Source organism: Streptomyces sp. LBL, from assembly GCF_029893585.1.
GTDB lineage: Bacteria > Actinomycetota > Actinomycetes > Streptomycetales > Streptomycetaceae > Streptomyces.
On record NZ_JARXYX010000013.1, the window covers coordinates 120,521 to 137,586 of the forward strand.

The 17,066-nt window shown below is 70.3% G+C and carries 14 protein-coding genes and 1 pseudogene; 6 read left to right on the forward strand and 9 right to left on the reverse strand.

The window, feature by feature from the left end; translation table 11 throughout:
* Positions 1–76: 76 nt before the first annotated feature.
* Both M2271_RS17880 and M2271_RS17885 read left to right on the forward strand, forming a co-directional pair.
* A complete protein-coding gene (locus M2271_RS17880; RefSeq protein WP_280888235.1) occupies positions 77–1,561 on the forward strand; it encodes a 3' terminal RNA ribose 2'-O-methyltransferase Hen1 in 1,485 nt (494 codons plus the stop codon).
* A complete protein-coding gene (locus tag M2271_RS17885; protein WP_280888236.1) occupies positions 1,558–4,239 on the forward strand; it encodes a polynucleotide kinase-phosphatase in 2,682 nt (893 codons plus the stop codon). The genes M2271_RS17880 and M2271_RS17885 overlap by 4 nt, the downstream gene beginning before the upstream one ends.
* 144 nt (positions 4,240–4,383) lie before the next feature.
* Here M2271_RS17885 and M2271_RS17890 read toward each other — a convergent pair whose 3' ends face one another.
* Positions 4,384–5,718 carry a cation:proton antiporter gene (locus M2271_RS17890; RefSeq protein WP_280888237.1) on the reverse strand — a complete coding sequence of 445 codons (1,335 nt, stop codon included), beginning with the start codon at positions 5,716–5,718 and terminating at the stop codon, positions 4,384–4,386.
* A 481-nt stretch (positions 5,719–6,199) separates the two neighbouring features.
* Here M2271_RS17890 and M2271_RS17895 point away from each other — a divergent pair, with 481 nt between their 5' ends.
* Both M2271_RS17895 and argF read left to right on the forward strand, forming a co-directional pair.
* Positions 6,200–7,423, forward strand: coding sequence for an arginine deiminase (locus M2271_RS17895; RefSeq protein ID WP_280888238.1), 1,224 nt, complete (start codon positions 6,200–6,202; stop codon positions 7,421–7,423).
* 170 nt (positions 7,424–7,593) lie between these two features.
* Positions 7,594–8,601: an ornithine carbamoyltransferase gene (argF, locus tag M2271_RS17900; RefSeq protein ID WP_280888239.1), complete on the forward strand. Its 1,008-nt coding sequence runs from the start codon at positions 7,594–7,596 to the stop codon at positions 8,599–8,601.
* A 69-nt stretch (positions 8,602–8,670) separates the two neighbouring features.
* Here argF and M2271_RS17905 read toward each other — a convergent pair whose 3' ends face one another.
* Positions 8,671–9,123, reverse strand: a complete 453-nt coding sequence (locus tag M2271_RS17905; RefSeq protein ID WP_280888240.1) for an ATP-binding protein — start codon at positions 9,121–9,123, stop codon at positions 8,671–8,673.
* 294 nt (positions 9,124–9,417) lie between these two features.
* Between M2271_RS17905 and M2271_RS17910 the strand changes: the two are divergent.
* Positions 9,418–9,945: pseudogene (locus M2271_RS17910) on the forward strand (aldo/keto reductase); the annotation flags it as partial.
* Between the two features lie 61 nt (positions 9,946–10,006).
* Here M2271_RS17910 and M2271_RS17915 read toward each other — a convergent pair.
* The gene (locus M2271_RS17915; protein ID WP_280888241.1) at positions 10,007–11,518 is read right to left on the reverse strand and encodes a DUF1593 domain-containing protein; all 1,512 of its coding nucleotides are present in this window, start codon (positions 11,516–11,518) and stop codon (positions 10,007–10,009) included.
* Between the two features lie 104 nt (positions 11,519–11,622).
* On the opposite strand from M2271_RS17915, the gene M2271_RS17920 reads away from it, so the two are divergent.
* Positions 11,623–12,003, forward strand: coding sequence for a carboxylesterase family protein (locus M2271_RS17920; RefSeq protein WP_280888242.1), 381 nt, complete (start codon positions 11,623–11,625; stop codon positions 12,001–12,003).
* Here the strand turns inward: M2271_RS17920 and M2271_RS17925 are convergent.
* Genes M2271_RS17925 through M2271_RS17950 form a run of 6 tightly spaced genes read right to left on the reverse strand, consistent with a single transcriptional unit; the run spans position 11,960 to position 16,993 of the window.
* On the reverse strand, positions 11,960–12,238 hold the full coding sequence (locus M2271_RS17925) for a muconolactone Delta-isomerase family protein (protein ID WP_348539173.1): 279 nt from the start codon (positions 12,236–12,238) through the stop codon (positions 11,960–11,962). The two genes, M2271_RS17920 and M2271_RS17925, sit on opposite strands and share 44 nt — an antisense overlap.
* 29 nt (positions 12,239–12,267) lie before the next feature.
* Positions 12,268–13,122 carry a catechol 1,2-dioxygenase gene (catA, locus tag M2271_RS17930; protein WP_280888244.1) on the reverse strand — a complete coding sequence of 285 codons (855 nt, stop codon included), beginning with the start codon at positions 13,120–13,122 and terminating at the stop codon, positions 12,268–12,270.
* A gap of 46 nt (positions 13,123–13,168) precedes the next feature.
* On the reverse strand, positions 13,169–14,272 hold the full coding sequence (locus M2271_RS17935; RefSeq protein WP_280888245.1) for an enolase C-terminal domain-like protein: 1,104 nt from the start codon (positions 14,270–14,272) through the stop codon (positions 13,169–13,171).
* Positions 14,272–15,489, reverse strand: a complete 1,218-nt coding sequence (locus tag M2271_RS17940) for an amidase (RefSeq protein ID WP_280888246.1) — start codon at positions 15,487–15,489, stop codon at positions 14,272–14,274. Before M2271_RS17940 ends, M2271_RS17935 begins: the two co-directional genes overlap by 1 nt.
* Positions 15,486–16,001 carry a flavin reductase gene (locus tag M2271_RS17945; protein ID WP_280888247.1) on the reverse strand — a complete coding sequence of 172 codons (516 nt, stop codon included), beginning with the start codon at positions 15,999–16,001 and terminating at the stop codon, positions 15,486–15,488. The genes M2271_RS17940 and M2271_RS17945 overlap by 4 nt, the downstream gene beginning before the upstream one ends.
* Positions 16,002–16,039: 38 nt before the next feature.
* A complete protein-coding gene (locus M2271_RS17950; RefSeq protein ID WP_280888248.1) occupies positions 16,040–16,993 on the reverse strand; it encodes a PDR/VanB family oxidoreductase in 954 nt (317 codons plus the stop codon).
* Positions 16,994–17,066 lie beyond the last annotated feature (73 nt).

Sequence of the window (17,066 nt, forward strand, 5' to 3'; positions counted from 1 at the left end):
CCCCCAGGATCACCCTCTCTGGGGGCCCGCGCGCGTACGGCACCCTGTCGTGTCCACCGGCCGGAGAGGCCTCCCGATGTTCCTGACGATCAGCACCACCGGCACCCCGGAACGCCCCGCCACCGACCTCGGCTACCTGCTGCACAAGCATCCCGAGAAGGCGCAGGCGTTCTCCACGTCCTACGGCACGGCCCACGTCCTCTACCCCGAGGCGGACGCCGAGCGCTGCACGGCGGCGCTGCTGCTGGAGGTCGATGCGGTGGCACTGGTCCGGCGCGGCAAGGGCAAGGGGCGCGGCGGAGCCCCGAACGCGGCCCTCGCGCAGTACGTCAACGACCGCCCGTACGCGGCCTCCTCGCTGCTCGCCGTGGCGCTGAGCGGCGTGTTCTCCAGCGCGATGCGTGGCGTGTGCAGCGCCCTCCCCGAGCGCGCCGCGCAGCCGCTGCCGCTGCGCGTCGAGGTGCCCGCGCTGCCCGCCCGGGGCGGCCCGGAACTCGTACGGCGTCTCTTCGCGCCCCTCGGCTGGACGGCGACCGTGGAGCCGGTGGCCCTGGACAGCGAGTTCCCGGAGTGGGGCGACTCGCGGTACGTGCGTCTCGTACTGGAGTCGGAGCAGCTGACCCTCGCCGCGGCGCTGCGTCACCTGTACGTCCTGCTGCCGGTGCTCGACGACGCCAAGCACTACTGGGTGTCGTCCGACGAGGTCGACAAGCTGCTCAGGGCCGGTGAGGGCTGGCTGCCCGCGCACCCGGAGCAGAAGCTGATCACCAGCCGTTACCTGTCCCGCCGCTGGTCGCTGACCCGGGAGGCGACGGAACGGCTGGAGCTGGTGCGGCTGGCCGAGGCCGACGACAGCGACGTCGAGGAGATCGACAACGCGGTCGGGGCGGAGAGCGAGGCGGAGGAGAAGCCGACCCCGCTCGCCGTGCAGCGCCGGGACGCGATCATCGCCGCGCTCGGTGCGTCCGGGGCCGCCCGGGTGCTCGATCTCGGGTGCGGGCAGGGCCAGTTGGTGCAGGCGCTGCTCAAGGACCCGAGGTTCACCGAGATCGTCGGCGTCGAGGTGTCGATGCGCGCCCTCACCATCGCCTCCCGGCGGCTGAAGCTGGACCGTATGGGGGAGCGGCAGGCCGCGCGCGTCCAGCTCTTCCAGGGCTCGCTGGCCTACACCGACAACCGGCTCAAGGGGTACGACGCCGCCGTGCTGAGCGAGGTCGTCGAGCACCTCGACCTGCCCCGGCTGCCCGCCCTGGAGTACGCGGTGTTCGGAGCGGCCCGCCCGCGCACGGTCCTCGTGACGACCCCGAACGTCGAGTACAACGTCCGCTGGGAGAGCCTCCCGGCCGGTCACGTCCGGCACGGCGACCACCGCTTCGAGTGGACGCGCGCACAGTTCCGGGACTGGGCGGACGCGGTGGCCGCCCGACACGGATACGCCGTGCGGTTCGTGCCGGTCGGGCCCGACGACCCGGAAGTGGGTCCGCCCACGCAGATGGCCGTTTTCGAATCCGCGCCGGCCACCATGACGACCCCGAACGAGAAGGAGGCGAAGGCGGCATGACCGGGACTCAGGTTTCCCCCGGGCAGGGACGCGTCCTGCCCGTCACCGACCTCTCCCTCGTCGTACTGATCGGCGCCTCCGGTTCCGGCAAGTCGACCTTCGCCCGACGGCACTTCAAGCCCACCGAGGTGATCTCCTCCGACTTCTGCCGCGGTCTGGTCTCCGACGACGAGAACGACCAGAGCGCGACCCGGGAGGCCTTCGACGTCCTGCACTACATCGCCGGCAAGCGCCTGGCCGCCGGCCGCCGCACCGTCGTCGACGCGACCAGCGTGCAGCAGGACGCCCGCAGGCAGCTGATCGACCTGGCCAGACAGTACGACGTGCTGCCCATCGCCATCGTGCTCGACGTGCCGGAGGAGGTGTGCGCCGAGCGCAACGCCGGCCGCGGCGACCGCGCCGACATGCCCCGCCGGGTCATCCAGCGGCACACCCGCGAACTCAGGCGCTCGCTGCGGCACCTGGAGCGCGAGGGCTTCCGCAAGGTGCATGTCCTGCGGGGCGTGGCGGACATCGAGAACGCCACCGTCGTCACCGAGAAGCGCTTCAACGACCTGTCCCACCTCACCGGCCCCTTCGACATCGTCGGCGACATCCACGGCTGCGCCTCCGAGCTGGAGACCCTGCTCGGGAAGTTGGGCTACGCCGACGGCGTGCACCCCGAAGGCCGTACCGCGGTCTTCGTCGGGGACCTTGTCGACCGCGGCCCGGACAGCCCCGGCGTGCTGCGCCGCGTCATGTCGATGGTGGGATCGGGCAACGGCCTCTGCGTCCCCGGCAACCACGAGAACAAGTACGGGCGGTACCTGCGCGGCCGCAAGGTCCAGCACACCCACGGGCTGGCCGAGACGGTCGAGCAGATGGAGCGCGAGAGCGACGAATTCCGGGCACAGGTACGGGAGTTCATCGACGGCCTCGTCAGCCACTACGTCCTCGACGGCGGCCGGCTGGTCGTCTGCCACGCCGGTCTGCCGGAGAAGTACCACGGCCGCACCTCCGGCCGGGTCCGTTCGCACGCGCTGTACGGCGACACCACCGGCGAGACCGACGAGTTCGGGCTGCCGGTGCGTTACCCGTGGGCGGAGGACTACCGCGGCCGGGCGGCGGTTGTTTACGGGCACACCCCCGTTCCGGAAGCCAGTTGGCTCAACAACACCATCTGCCTGGACACCGGTGCCGTCTTCGGCGGCAAGCTCACCGCGCTGCGCTGGCCGGAGCGCGAGCTGGTCGACGTACCGGCGGAGCGGGTCTGGTACGAGCCGGCCAGGCCGCTGCGGGCCGAGGCGCCCGGCGGACACGACGGACGCCCGCTCGCCCTCGCGGACGTGCACGGCCGCCGGGTCGTCGAGACCCGGCACCAGGGCCGGGTCGCGATCCGCGAGGAGAACGCGGCGGCGGCCCTGGAGGTCATGAGCCGCTTCGCGGTGGACCCGCGTCTGCTGCCCTACCTCCCGCCGACCATGGCGCCGACGGCCACCAGCCACATCGAGGGCTACCTCGAACACCCGGCGGAGGCCTTCGCGCAGTACGCGGAGGACGGGGTCGCGCGGGTCGTGTGCGAGGAGAAGCACATGGGCTCGCGGGCGGTGGCCCTGGTGTGCCGGGACGCGGAGACGGCCCGCACGCACTTCGGCGTGGACGGCCCCACCGGATCCCTCTACACGCGCACCGGCCGCCCCTTCTTCGACGACGCGTCGGTGACGGAGGACATCCTCGGCCGCCTCCGCACGGCGATCGGCGAGGCCGGCCTGTGGACCGAACTCGCCGCATCCAACAGCGCCTCCGGCGCGGGCGACTGGCTGCTGTTGGACGCCGAGTTGATGCCGTGGTCGCTGAAGGCCCAGGGTCTGCTGCGCAGTCAGTACGCGGCCGTGGGCGCTGCCTCCGGCGCCGTGTTCCCGGGCGCGCTGGCCGCTCTGCAGGGCGCGGCGGCGCGGGGCGTGGACGTCTCGGACCTGCTGGCCCGCCAGCGCGAACGAGCCGAAGCGGCCTCGGCGTTCACGGACGCCTACCGCCGCTACTGCTGGACCACCGACGGCCTGGACGGCGTACGCCTGGCCCCGTTCCAGATCCTCGCCGTCCAGGGCCGCAGCCTCGCCGCCCTGCCGCACGACGAGCAACTCGCGTACCTCGACCGCATGGTGGAGCACGACACGAGCGGCCTGCTCCAGACGACCCGCCGTCTGTACGTCGACACCGGTGACCCGGAGTCGGTCCGGGCGGGCGTCGACTGGTGGCTGGAGATGACCGGACGCGGCGGCGAGGGCATGGTCGTCAAGCCGCTCGGCGCGGTGGTGCGACAGAAGCGCCCCCGCTCGGGCGAGGCCGGGAGCGGGGGAGAGCAGGGCAGCCCCTCGGGCGGGAGCGGGAGCGGGAGCGGGAGCGGGAGCGGGAGCGGAAGCGTGGGTCAGCAGGGCCGTCTGGTGCAGCCCGGCATCAAGTGCCGCGGCCGTGAGTACCTCCGGATCATCTACGGCCCGGAGTACACCCGCCCGGAGAACCTCGCCCGCCTCCGCGGCCGCTTCCTGAACCACAAGCGCTCCCTCGCCATCCGCGAGTACGCGCTCGGCCTGGAGGCCCTCGACCGACTCGCCGAGGGCGAGCCGCTGTGGCGGGTTCACGAGGCGGTGTTCGGAGTGCTGGCGCTGGAGTCGGAGCCGGTGGATCCGCGGCTGTAGCGGAGTACCCGAACGGTCCGGTCGCCGGCAATGAGTCGCCGGCAATGAGTCGTCGGTATTGAGCCGTCGGTATTGAGCCGTCGCCCATGGGGTGGCCTTCCCGCCGGGAGGCCACCCGGTCCGTCGAACGCGGCGGTCAGTCGGTCAACGTGGTTCTCCTGGCGCGGGTTCCGGGGAGTCCACGGTGTGGGGCGTCGGGTGCTGGCGTACCAGGATGGTGCCGGGGCCGTCCGCGAGGCGGCGCTGTTCGTGGTGAGCCAGTCGGCGGACCAGGATCAGCAGCGGCTGGGTGAGCAGGGTCGTGGTCAGCGCCATGAACACCAGGACCGTGTAGAAGGGCTCGCTCAACAGGCCTGCTTGAAGGCCCGCGTTGAGAGCGATCAGCTCGGTGAGGCCGCGGGCGCTCAGCAGGACGCCGACGGTCCGCGCGTCGTCGCGGTCCAGGCCGCCCAGCCGGGCCGCGACCGTACCGCTGCCGATCTTGGTGACGACCGCCAGCACCGTCACCACCAGCAGGGCGGACCATCCCGTGGCGGTCATGCTGTTCAGGGCGACGGACTGCCCCGAGTAGACGAAGAAGAACGGCAGCAGCAGCGAGCTGACGACGTGCAGCGGCTGCAACAGGTCGGGGTCGAGCGTGCCGTCCTGCTCACGCGGGCAGACGACACCCGCGAGGAGTGCGCCGCAGATCGCGTGCAGCCCGAGGAACTGGGTGAAGCACGCCGACGCGAAGGCGAAGCCGATGAGCAGGGCCAGCCGCAGCGAGGGCTCCATCCGGGTCGTCCACAGGAGCCTGCGCAGCAGCGGCCGGGCCGCCACCAGCATCAGGGCGGTGAACCCGACCGCGAGCGCCGCCCGCCACGGCCAGCCCAGCGCCCGCTCACCGCTGCCGCCGTCCAGCAGTGTCCCGGCCAGCACCGTCCAGCCGATCACGTCGAGCAGCCCGGCGGCGGACACCGCCAGCACCCCCGGCACCGTGCTGGCCAGGCCGTTCTCCCGCACGATGGCGGTCAGCACCGGTACTGCGGTTATCGATAAAGCGACTCCGGCGAACACCACCATGGCGGGGGAGAGGTGAGGCATGTCCAGGGCGCGCAACTGCTCCCGGAACAGCAGCGCGGCGCCGCTCCCCACGGCCATCGGCACCAGGAACGCCACCAGTGCCACGGTCACCGCCGTACGCGCCCGGTCACCCAGGACCTTCAGGTCCAGCTCGTACCCCACGGCGAACAGGAAGATCACGAGCCCGAACTGCGCGAGTCCGGTGAGCGCCGTCCCGATCTCCTTCGGGAAGAGCACGTGGTACGAGCCCGGCGCCACGCTGCCGAGCAGTGACGGGCCGAGCGCGATGCCCGCCGCCAACTGGCCGACGATGTACGGCTGTTTCAGCCGCCGGGCCAGCCAGCCGGCGCCGTGGCCGACCGCCAGAATCAGCGCTGAGGCGAGCAGGAAATGCGTGACCAGCGTGTCAGGGCTCACCGCGTACTCCTGTTGTCCGGTCGTGGCGGGCGGAAGTCCCGGCCGTCGGAAGGTCTTCGCGTGTCTGCTCGACCTCAACCTCCTTATTGTATTGATGAGTTGACGGAATACCGGCAGTCGTATACAAGGGTGCACCGGTGTCACGGGGGGCTCAGGGCGGCGGCCGATCTCATCCAGGGGTCAGGGATGCGCGAACCGGGCTTGTCGAAGCGCGCGGGGCGCGTGGCGGCCGGTCTGACCGCCCTGACCGGCCTGAGCGCCCTGCGTGACGGACTCCACGTCGTGCCGTACTGGCCGTACAGCCCGGAGGCTCACCGAACGCGGCCTTGCTGAGACCCCGGACCCGGTGGGCGCCCGTACGCCGATGCGCCGGCACGCCATCCGGATTTCTCATCACGTCTCATCATGCGGATGAAAAACAAGCGCCCCGAAACAGTCAAACGAACGGGTGAATCCGGCCCCCCGTGGTCAGGATGGAGTCATGGGATTCCACGTCGACTCCGAAGCCGGCCCGCTGCGCCGCGTCATCCTGCACCGGCCGGACCTGGAGCTCAAAAGGCTCACTCCGAGCAACAAGGACATGTTGCTCTTCGACGACGTCCTGTGGGTGCGGCGGGCGCGGGCCGAGCATGACGGGTTCGCCGATGTGCTGCGTGACCGTGGGGTCGCCGTCCACCTGTTCGGTGATCTGCTGACCGAGGCCCTGGAGATCCCGGCGGCCCGCTCGCTCGTCCTGGACCGCGTCTTCGACGAGAAGGAGTACGGGGTGCTCGCCACGGACCATCTCCGTGCCGCCTTCGAGAACCTGCCCGCGCCCGAACTGGCCGAGAGCCTCGTCGGCGGTATGACCAAGCGGGAGTTCCTGGAGGCACACCCGGAGCCGACCTCCGTGCGCTTCCACGTCATGGAGCTCGACGACTTCCTTCTCGCACCGCTCCCCAACCACCTCTTCACCCGGGACACCTCCGCCTGGATCTACGACGGCGTCTCCGTGAACGCCATGCGCTGGCCGGCCCGGCAGCGCGAGACCGTGCACTTCGAGGCGATCTACCGGCATCACCCCCTGTTCCGCGAGGAGACGTTCCACGTCTGGTCCGAGGGGCAGGCCGACTACCCGTCCACCATCGAGGGCGGGGACGTCCTGGTGATCGGCAACGGCGCGGTCCTCATCGGCATGAGCGAACGCACCACCCCCCAGGCCGTCGAGATGCTCGCCCACAAGCTGTTCGAGGCCGGCTCCGCGCAGACCATCGTGGCCCTCGACATGCCCAAGCGCCGTGCCTTCATGCACCTCGACACCGTGATGACCATGGTCGACGGCGACACCTTCACCCAGTACGGGGGCCTCGGCATGCTCCGCTCCTACACCATCGAACCGGGCGTCGGCGAGAAGGAGCTCAAGGTCACCGACCATCCACCGGAGCACATGCACCGCGCGATCGCCGCCGCCCTCGGGCTGAACGAGATCCGGGTCCTCACGGCCACCCAGGACGTGCACGCGGCCGAGCGCGAGCAGTGGGACGACGGCTGCAACGTGCTGGCCGTCGAGCCGGGTGTCGTCATCGCCTACGAGCGCAACGCCACCACCAACACCCACCTGCGCAAGCAGGGCATCGAGGTCGTCGAGATCCCGGGCAGCGAGCTGGGACGGGGGAGGGGCGGGCCGCGCTGCATGAGCTGCCCGGTGGAGAGAGGTGCCGTGTAGGACGGAGGGGCCGTGTAGGCACAGGGGCCCGTGCAGGACGGAGAGGCGGTGTAAGGCGGAGGGCCGTGCGGGACGCAGAAGGAGGCTGTATAGAAATGCCGAATGTCGTATAGACTTCCAGGGTTCTGTTCCTGTTCCTGTTCCTGTCCGCTGTACCTCTGGAGCGCCCCATGGCGACAATCCCGACCGCCCTCGCCGGCCGCCACTTCCTCAAGGAGCTCGACTTCACCGAGCGGGAGTTCCTCGGCCTGATCGAGCTGGCCGCCGAGCTGAAAGCCGCCAAGAAGGCCGGGACCGAGACGCGGTACCTGCGGGGCAGGAACATCGCGCTGATCTTCGAGAAGACCTCGACACGCACCCGCTGCGCGTTCGAGGTCGCCGCCGCCGACCAGGGCGCCTCGACGACGTACCTGGACCCGTCGGGCTCTCAGATCGGCCACAAGGAGTCGGTGAAGGACACCGCACGTGTGCTGGGCCGGATGTACGACGGCATCGAGTACCGCGGGGACAGTCAGCGGAACGTGGAGGAGCTCGCCGCGTACGCCGCGGTGCCCGTCTACAACGGCCTCACCGACGACTGGCACCCCACCCAGATGCTCGCCGACGTGCTCACCATGACCGAGCACACCGCCAAGCCCGTCAAGGAGATCGCCTTCGCCTACCTCGGCGACGCCCGCTTCAACATGGGCAACTCCTACCTGGTCACCGGCGCGCTGCTGGGCATGGACGTGCGGGTCGTCGCACCCAAGTCCTACTGGCCCGCCCAGGAGATCGTCGACCGGGCCCATGAGCTGGCCGAGTCCAGCGGGGCCCGCATCACCCTCACCGAGTCCCTGGACGAGGGCGTCCGGGGCGCCGACTTCGTCGCCACCGACGTGTGGGTCTCCATGGGCGAGCCCAAGGAGGTCTGGGACGAGCGGATCGCCGCCCTCGCCCCGTACGCCGTGACCATGGACGTCCTACGCGCCACCGGCAACCCGGACGTGAAGTTCCTGCACTGCCTGCCGGCCTTCCATGACCTGGGTACGAAGGTCGGCCAGGAGATATACGAGGCCCACGGCCTCGACTCCCTGGAAGTGACGGACGAGGTCTTCGAGTCGGCGCACTCGGTCGTGTTCGACGAGGCGGAGAACCGGCTGCACACCATCAAGGCCGTCCTGGTCGCCACCCTCGCCTGACCGGTTCCGCGGCGCCCGCCCACGCCCGGAGGCCGCGCCCGGACAGGCCGCGCCCGACCAGGTTCTCTGTCATGCCGGTTGCCGCTGGGCGGGCGCCGTCGGCAGGGTGAACCACACCGCCTTGCCGGACTCGGTGGGGCGGTGGCCGCAGGACGAGCTGAGCGTGCGGATCAGCAGCAGGCCGCGCCCGTGCTCCTGCCAGGGGTCGGGCTCGATGTCCACCGGGAGGGTGAGACTGACGGGTGGCGCCGGGTCCGGGTCGTGCACCTCGACCTGGCAGCCGGTCGGCAGCAGCTCCACCACGAGCTCTATCGGCGCGTCCCCGACGGTGTGCTCCACGGCGTTCGCCACCAGCTCCGCCGTCAGCAGCTCCGCGGTGTCGCTGTCGGCCCCGTGATCCAGCTCGGTCAGTGCGGTGCGCACCAGGGCGCGCGCCACGGGCACGGCCGCGGCGGAGTGCGGCAGCGCGATGCGCCACGAGGCGGAGGCTGAGCGGCGTTCGTACAAGGCGGTTCCGTTCATGAGCAGGCTGTCCTGCTTTCAACTTTATGCATCGTACGGCGCGGTCCTGCGGAGGTATGCGACGGGCACCGTAAGGGACCTTCGGCCCCGCTGCAGGGCGGCTTACCCGGAGTAAAGGCTTGCCTCGCGCGACTGCTCCAGCCGTTGCCGGTCTGTCGACGAGCCGTGACGGATGTGACCGGGCCGGGGTCAGATCCCGACGCCTCACTTGCGTGCTCATGACGACAGTCAAAGAGGGGCGGCACGTCCTCCTCGGGCGGGGTCGGCTTCGCGCGCACGGAGGAGGGGCTGGGGCTGGGCCTCAACAGCCGTCCGGACAACATCCGTACGGTCACCGACAACAGCCTGCGCTACCTCGGCGTCGACCACATCGACGTCCTCTACCAGTACCGCGTCGACCCGGACGTGCCGATCGAGGACGTGGCGGGCACCGTCAAGGAGCTGATCGACGCAGGCAAGGTCAAGTACTTCGGCCTGAGCGAGGCCGGCCCGCAGACCATCCGCAGGGCGCATGTCGTGCAGCCGGTCTCCGTCCTGCAGACCGAGTACTCCCTGTTCGAGCGGGACGCCGAGCAGCTCTTCCCGGTCCTCGACGAACTGGGCGTCGGCTTCGTCGCCTACTCATCGCTCGGCCGCGGCTTCATCACCGGCACCGCCAAGCCCGCCGGCGAATACGACGTCACCGACATGCGCAACGCCGACCCCCGCTGGCAGCCCGGCAACTTCGAGAAGAACGTCGAGGCCGTGGGCAAGCTCGGAGACCTGGCCGCGACCAAGGGCATCACCGTCTCCCTCAGGCCAGACCTGAGGTTCCTGCGCGCGCCGACCGGGAAGCCCGCGTTGCCCCCACCTCACCGGCAGGGCCGGTGAGGTGACGCGATTATCAGCGCGAGACGGTTACGACTACGCGCTGGTAGTGCTTGAGCGCAGGGGTGCCACTGTCCTTCACTTCGAGGATCACGTGGATGGTGGATCCTGGTGCGGCGTCGACAGGAACGGTGAAGGAGACGTTCGGCTGGTCCGTCCTGTTCAGGGCGACTTCGCCGTCGTAGGTGTCGGCGTCGGCGTACTGCCACCACTTGTACGACACGCGGTCCCCATCGGGGTCATGGGCGCTGCCCCGCAGAGTGACCGTGGTGCCCGGCTTGGCGGTGAGGCTGGTGCCGGGGCTCACAGCTGCCGTGGGGTTGTGGTTGGCAGCGCTGTAGGAGGTGGCCTGGCCCCAGTCGGCGCGGGCCGCGAAATCGTTCTGGATGTCCTCGACCCAGCGGGTCTGGGGGTAGCTCAGGTCGGCCGGGTTCCCGGTGTAGGGGTTGGCGTCGGAGGTGTCGTTCCACCCTGAGGCGTTGGGCTTGAAGCGGCCGCCCCATCCGCCGTACGTCGGGTCCTCGGAAGAACGCAGTCCGTTGAAGTCCAGCAGGTGCATGAACGCGGGGGAGTCTCCCTCGGAGATGAAGTCGTGGACGTCGTAGCCGAGGTTCTGGTCCGGGCGCCAGCGGTTGTTCTCGTCGTCGCCGTCCGTCGGGTTGCCGTCCCGGTAGGTTCGGTACTGCTGCAGCAGGGGACCGTGTCCGTTGAGGAAGTTGCTCTCCATGTAGGGGCCACGGAGGGTGTACTGAGAGGGACTGGGTACGGTCTTCTTCCAGCTGTAGGCGAAACTCCAGAACTGGGACTGGTTGTCAATGATTTTCACATCAGGCCAGTTCGGCTTGATGTAGTCCTTCAACGTCGCGTCCTGTTCGAGGATGTTGTACAGCACCACCTTGTCGCTGATCTTGCGTTGGATGGCCGGCCACTTCTTGGTGCCCTCGTATTGCTCCTGGATCGACTTGAGCGCGCGGGCGACGGTGTTGAGCCCGCCCCAGGCCTGGACGTAGAGCGGCCCGGGCTTGTTGTCGAGGATGGCCTTCTTGACCAAATCGGAGCCCTCGGTGGGCTTGGACATATCGCTGACGTTCTCGATGTTGCCGACCTTGTACAGCGAGCGGAGTCGGGCAGGGGTGGGATAACCGTTCGCGTGCTTGCGCAGATTGGGGTAGATCTCGGCGTACCGGTCGAGGTACTCGTTGACCCACTGGGTTCCGGTCCAACGGTAGGGCGAAACCGTGTCACCGTTACCGGCCCAGTGGTACTTCGAGCTGGTGAGGACGATGCCGGCGACGTCGAACTCGTTGGAGTAGTAGAGGAACCGGATGAAGGAGTCCATGTCGTCGACTTCGCCATCCTGGGTCACGATGACGCGCGGCTTCTGGTGGTGCTGCGCCCCCGCTGAAGCGGCGGGAAAGTTGACGGGGGTGTCGGGCACCGCGTAGGCGGTGCTCGACACCAAGGTCGCCGTAATGCTGGCCAGGGCGGCTATCGTGAGCTGCCCGCGGCGGCGAGGACTGGTGCGCATGAGTCTCCTTCGTGTGGCTGGAGGATGTCGGCGAAGCGTGGACCGTCTCATGGCCGGATGGGCTGTGCGGTGGGTGATCTTCCAATGTCCGTTGTCGAGCCGGAGTGGTCGCGACCGCGCCCAAGGCTCCGACTGCACCAGGGGCGCGGTCCTGGTGGGGAATCCCGTACGCCACCGCCGAGCGATACCGCCGCCCCGTGGTCGCGGACTTCGATCCGGACCGCCCCTATGACCGCAAGGGCGTCGCCCCCGTCGAGCCCGACAGCGGCGACCGGCTCGAAGCGGACAGCGGGACGGGCGAGGACTGCCTGAACCTGAACGTGTGGGCTCCCGAGCAGCCGGTCGGGAAGGCGCTTCCGGTGGCGGTGTACATCCTTGGCGGCGGATTCGAGTACGGCGCGAACACCCTGGACACCGAGGACCGCCCGTCGTCCCGGGGCGTCAGCCGATCGCCGACGCATGACGGGCGAGCGGCGTCACGGTGATGTCCAGGTAGGCGAAGAGCGGCAGTTCCCAGAGGATTTCGTTGAGCCGGTCGTTGTCGGTGACGTCGAAGATGCTGAGGTTGGCGTACAGGCCTGCGCACCGCCACAGGTGCAGCCACTCTCCGGTGTGCTGCAGCTTCCGCGCATACTCCTTCTCTGCTGCGAGCGTCGACGCGCGGACGTCGGGATCCATGTCGGGCGGCAGGTTGACGGTCATGCGGACGGCGAAGAGCATGGTGGCTCGCCTCCCTTTCGGCCGGTGGCTCAGGACTTCTCGTCGAGGACGAAGTCGTACACGACCTCGTTGCCGCCGCTGGGCGCGGGCTGCGGGGCGAGGACGAGTTCGGGTTTGACGGCAGAGGCCACGTCGTCCTGGATGTGGTTGCCGCCCTTGAAGTACAGCTGCGTGGTCAGCGGCTCGTGGCCGGGAGCGGACACCTTCAGGTGCAGGTGGGCGGGGCGCCAGGGGTGCCAGCCCGCGGCGGCGACGAGCCTGCCGCAGGAGCCGTCGGTGGGTATCTGGTACGGGGCGGGCTGGATGGTGGTCACGGCGAACCGGCCCTCGGCGTCGGCGACGACGCTGCCTCGCAGGTTCCACTCCGGGATGCCGGGGGCGAACTGTGCGTACAGTCCTTCGGCGTCGGCCTGCCACATCTCCAGCAGGGCGCCGGCGAGCGGCTCGCCCGACACACCGGTGACCTGTCCCTGGAAGAGGAGCGGGGTGCCTGCCTCGTTCTCGCGCATGGGCAGGGTCGAGGTGGCGGGCAGCGCGGGAGCTCCCGGTGCGTAGTACGGGCCTTCGATGGTGCCCTTACTGCCGTGGCGGTCGGCGGCCGCGACCTCCTCGACGACGTGCTCGACCCACACGTCCAGGAACAGCGGCCATTCGCCGTCCTGTCCGACCGCGATGAGCCATGACTTGAGGGCGTTGTACTCGTCGTAGGTCACCTGATGACGGCGGATCACATCGTGCACGGCGGTCAGGACCTCCGTGGCCAGCGTGTTGACACGCGCGGTGTCCGTGCCCCCGCCGGGCCGGGCGGTCTTGTCCGTGAGGAAGCGTTCGGTCGCCGAGGCGCCGGAGGCGGCGGCCGTGGCATTGAGCGTGGTGTCGGTCATGAGGTGCGGCTCCTTCGTGAATGCCTGCATGCGGGATCGAGGTGTGTCAGTGGTCCTGGCGGTAGCGGGCGAGCTTGTCCTCGTCGATCGCGACGCCCAGACCGGGCCCGCCAGGGACGGCGAGTGTGCCGCCGGCGATCGCGAGTGACTCGGTGAGCAGGTCGTCGCTCATGTCCAGGAAGTTGGACAGTTCGCCGGCGCGCCGGGACGAGGCCGCGTGCGCGGCGCCGAAGGCCACCGTGCACACCGTGCCCAGTTGGCCGTCGATCTGGTTGCCCATCACCACTTCGGCGCCCAGCCCCTCGCATTGGAACAGCACCCGCTGGGAGCCGGTGAAACCGGTGCGGGCGGTCTTGATGCTGATGGCGGTGGCGTCGCCGTCCAGTAGGGAACGGGTCACTTCGGCGGGGGTGGTGGCGGACTCGTCCGCGACGAACGGGACGCGGCAGTGCCGCACGAGTTGGCGGCGGCCGAGCACGTCGTCGGCGGGGCACAGCTCCTCGGCCAGGGTCAGGCCCAGGTCGTCGAGTTCGCGCAGCGCGGTGGCGGCCTCGGAGGCGGTCCAGCCGCGGTTGCCGTCGATGTACAACTCGACGTCGTCGCCCAGGGTTTCGCGCAGGGCCCGGCACACGTCGAGGTCGGCGCGGACCGGGCGGCGGCCGACCTTCACCTTGAAGACGGTGATGCCGTACGCGGCACGGATGCGCTCGGCTTCCTCGGCCACCCGCTGAGGTGTGTCGAAGCCGAGCATGTGGCTGACCCGCATCCGGTCGGTGTGGCCGCCGAGCAGTTCGGTGACGGACCGTCCGCAGGACTGGCCCGTGATGTCCCACAGGGCCATGTCGAGGGCCGACTTCGCGGCCGGGTTGCCGACCGTGCGGTGCAGCAGGGCGTGGATCCGCTCGCGGGCGAAGACGTCGAGGCCCAGGAGCTGCGGGGCGAAGAGGTCCTCGATCACGGCGGTGACGGATTTCTGCGTCTCGCCGTAGGTGAAGGGGCGGGGCGGCGCGTCGGCCACTCCGGTCAGGCCTTCGTCGGTGTGCACCCGGACCAGGACGTGTTCGGCGGTGTGCACTTCGCCGCTCGCGAACCGCAGCGGCTTGGTGTAGGGGATGGCGTACGGGATCGCCTCGATCGCGGTGATCTTCATCAGTGGCTCCCGCCGATGTCCCGGACGAGGGTCTCCGTGTGCCGGGCGATGGCCAGCAGCCGGCCCACGCGGTCGGGGTGGCCGACGAGTTGCAGGCCGAGGGGCATGCCGTGCGCGTCGCGGTGGCCGGGGACGGTGACCACGGGCAGACCGAGCAGCTGCCAGGGTCGGCTGAGGACCGGTGTTCCCGTGGCGCCCAGCCCGTGGGGGGCGGGGCCCGGAGCGGCCGGGCCGAGGATCACGTCGGCCTCGTCTTGGAGGACTTCGAGGATCCGGACGCGGGCGCTGTCCCTGACGGCGAGCGCGGCCTCGTAGTCGGCCGTGGGGGTGCTCCGTCCACGGGCCAGGAGTTCGTCCAGGTGGGCGCTCAGCGACTCGGGGTGCCGCGCCTCGGCGGCGAGCGCGCGGGCTGCTTCGTAGGCCATGACCGTGGCGTGGGTCTCTGCGAGTTCCGTCGTGCGGGTGCTTTCCCCGAGCGCGGCTGTCTCCGCGCCGGCGGCTGCCAGGGCGGCGCCGGTGCGCTCCAGCGCGTCGAGCATCGCCGGATCGATGTCCGCCAGCTCCGTGCCGGGCCACAGCAGCACTCTCATCGACTGTGCTCCCTCCGCCCGGGTGCCGTCGACGGCCTCGACCGCGGCGGCCAGAGAGGCGACATCAGCCGCGAGCAGTCCTGGTGCGTCGAGAGTGGGGCTGAGGCCGGTGATGCCCGTTGTCGGCCAGGCGCCCGCCGGGGCCACGTAACCGGCGACACCGCAGAAGGACGCGGGCCGGGTCAGGGAGCCCGCGGTCTGCGAGCCCAGCGCGAGTGGCACCACACCGGCCGCGACCGCGGCGGCCGAGCCGCTGGAGGAACCGCCCGGGGTGTGGGCCGGGTTGTGGGGGTTGCGGGTGGGGCCGGGCTGGAAGTACGCGAACTCCGTGGTCACGGTCTTGCCCAGGGGGACGGCGCCGGCCGCGCGCAGCCGGTCGACCAGCCAGGCGTCGGCCTCGGCGATCCGGCCCCGGCGCAGCGGCGAACCGCACTCGGTGGGCAGTCCGGCGACATCGATGATGTCCTTGACGCCGAACGGCACCCCGCTCAGTGGTCCGGCCGGTGCCCGCTCCGCCTGCGCGCGGGCGCCGTCGGCGTCGACGCGGACCCAGGCACGGAGTTCGGGCTCGGTCGTCTCCAGCCGGCGGAGCGCTTCCTCGACGGCGGCCGTGCGGACGGGCGTCATGACGGGGCGCTTTCCGGGACCAGGGGGGTGGCGCCGAGGCGGTGGAACGCCCGGTTGAAGTAGACGAGGCTCTGCCCGCCCGTTTGGGTGCGGATGTGCTCGATGTCGACGAAGAGGACGCTGTGGGAGCCCATTGGTACGGCGTGCTTGACGGTGCCGACCGCGGCCACCAGGGCGTCCTTGAGGACCGGCACGTCGTGGCCGCTGTCCCAGACGTCCCAGGTGAAGCGCTCGGCCATGGGCACCTTGGTGGCCCCGGCGAAGTGCAGTGCCAGTTCCTGCTGGTCACCGCCGAGAACGTTGACGCAGACGCGTCCGTTGGCCTGGAAGACGTCGTGCATGGCGCTGGACCGGTTGACGCAGACCAGGAGGGTCGGCGGGTCGTCGGTGACCGAGCAGACGGCGCTGAGGGTGATGCCGCAGCGACCGCTCGGACCGTTCGTGGTCAGGATGTTGACGGCTGCCGGGAGATGCGCCATGGCCTCCCGGAACTCGCTCTGGTCGGGTGTCACGGCGATGTTGCTCCTCTCCTGCTTCGGTCGGTTCTCGCTCACCACAGTTCGACCACCAGCCGGGGCGACTTCGCCCGCGACACGCAGGCGGCGATCTGGTCCCCGGCCGCCTTCTCCTTGGCGGACAGGCAGTGGTCACGATGATCGGGTTCGCCTTCGAGGACCCGCAGGACACAGGTCCCGCAGATGCCTTCGCGGCACGAGGTGTCGAGGGGGACGCCGCCCGCCTCCAGCACCTCGGCGATGGTCTTGTCCGGCGGCACCGTGTACACCTCGCCGGTGTCCAGCTCGACCTCGAAGGCGACAGCGGCCCCGGCGTCCGGCAGGTCGCCGGCCTGGAACAGCTCACGGTGGACGCGGTCCTCGGGCAGGCTGCGGGCCGCGAGCGCGGTCACTTGCTCCATGAAGCCCTGCGGACCGCAGGTGTAGACGTGTGCTCCCGCGCCGGGAGTGGCCAGCACGGCCGCCAGGGTCCCGGCCGTCGCCTCGCGCCCGAGGCCGAAGTGGAAGTCGACGCGGTCGGCGAAGGCACTGCGTTCGAGCAGGCCGGCGAAGGCGGCCTCGGACCGGTCGCGGGCCACGTAGTGCAGCCTGAACTCGGCCCCGACGGCGTGCAGTTCGTACGCCATCGCCAGCAGAGGCGTGATGCCGATCCCGGCCGCCACGAGGTGGTGTTCCGCCGCGCCCCCGTCCAGGCCGAACAGTCGGCGGGGCACGCCCACGGTCAGCTCCGTGCCCACCGCGGCCTTGTCGTGCAGGGCTTGGGAGCCGCCCCGCGAGTCCTCCTCGCGCTTGACCGCGATGGTGTACGCGCCTGTGTCGTCGGGCGGTCCGCACAGGGAGTACGGGCGGGTGACCCCGGTGGGTCCGGTGACGTCGACGTGCGCGCCGGCCGGATACGCCGGGAGGGCTTCCCCGTCGGAGCGGACGAGCCGCAGGACTCTGATCGAGTCGGTCTCGTGGAGCGTCTCGGTGACGGTGACAGTGAACATCCGTCCGCCTTAGCGTTCTTCATCAAGGATGCTTCATGAGAGGTGCTCATGAGGGATGGTGCCGACGACGCTG

Coding starts and splice junctions, on each gene's coding strand:
- M2271_RS17925 (WP_348539173.1), bottom strand. CDS start 12,238: ATGCTCTTCGCCGTCCGCATGACCGTCAACCTGCCGCCCGACATGGAT.
- M2271_RS17940 (WP_280888246.1), bottom strand. CDS start 15,489: ATGACGCCCGTCCGCACGGCCGCCGTCGAGGAAGCGCTCCGCCGGCTG.
- M2271_RS17905 (WP_280888240.1), bottom strand. CDS start 9,123: ATGAACGGAACCGCCTTGTACGAACGCCGCTCAGCCTCCGCCTCGTGG.
- M2271_RS17935 (WP_280888245.1), bottom strand. CDS start 14,272: ATGAAGATCACCGCGATCGAGGCGATCCCGTACGCCATCCCCTACACC.
- M2271_RS17950 (WP_280888248.1), bottom strand. CDS start 16,993: ATGTTCACTGTCACCGTCACCGAGACGCTCCACGAGACCGACTCGATC.
- M2271_RS17885 (WP_280888236.1), top strand. CDS start 1,558: ATGACCGGGACTCAGGTTTCCCCCGGGCAGGGACGCGTCCTGCCCGTC.
- M2271_RS17895 (WP_280888238.1), top strand. CDS start 6,200: ATGGGATTCCACGTCGACTCCGAAGCCGGCCCGCTGCGCCGCGTCATC.
- M2271_RS17915 (WP_280888241.1), bottom strand. CDS start 11,518: ATGCGCACCAGTCCTCGCCGCCGCGGGCAGCTCACGATAGCCGCCCTG.
- M2271_RS17880 (WP_280888235.1), top strand. CDS start 77: ATGTTCCTGACGATCAGCACCACCGGCACCCCGGAACGCCCCGCCACC.
- argF (WP_280888239.1), top strand. CDS start 7,594: ATGGCGACAATCCCGACCGCCCTCGCCGGCCGCCACTTCCTCAAGGAG.
- catA (WP_280888244.1), bottom strand. CDS start 13,122: ATGACCGACACCACGCTCAATGCCACGGCCGCCGCCTCCGGCGCCTCG.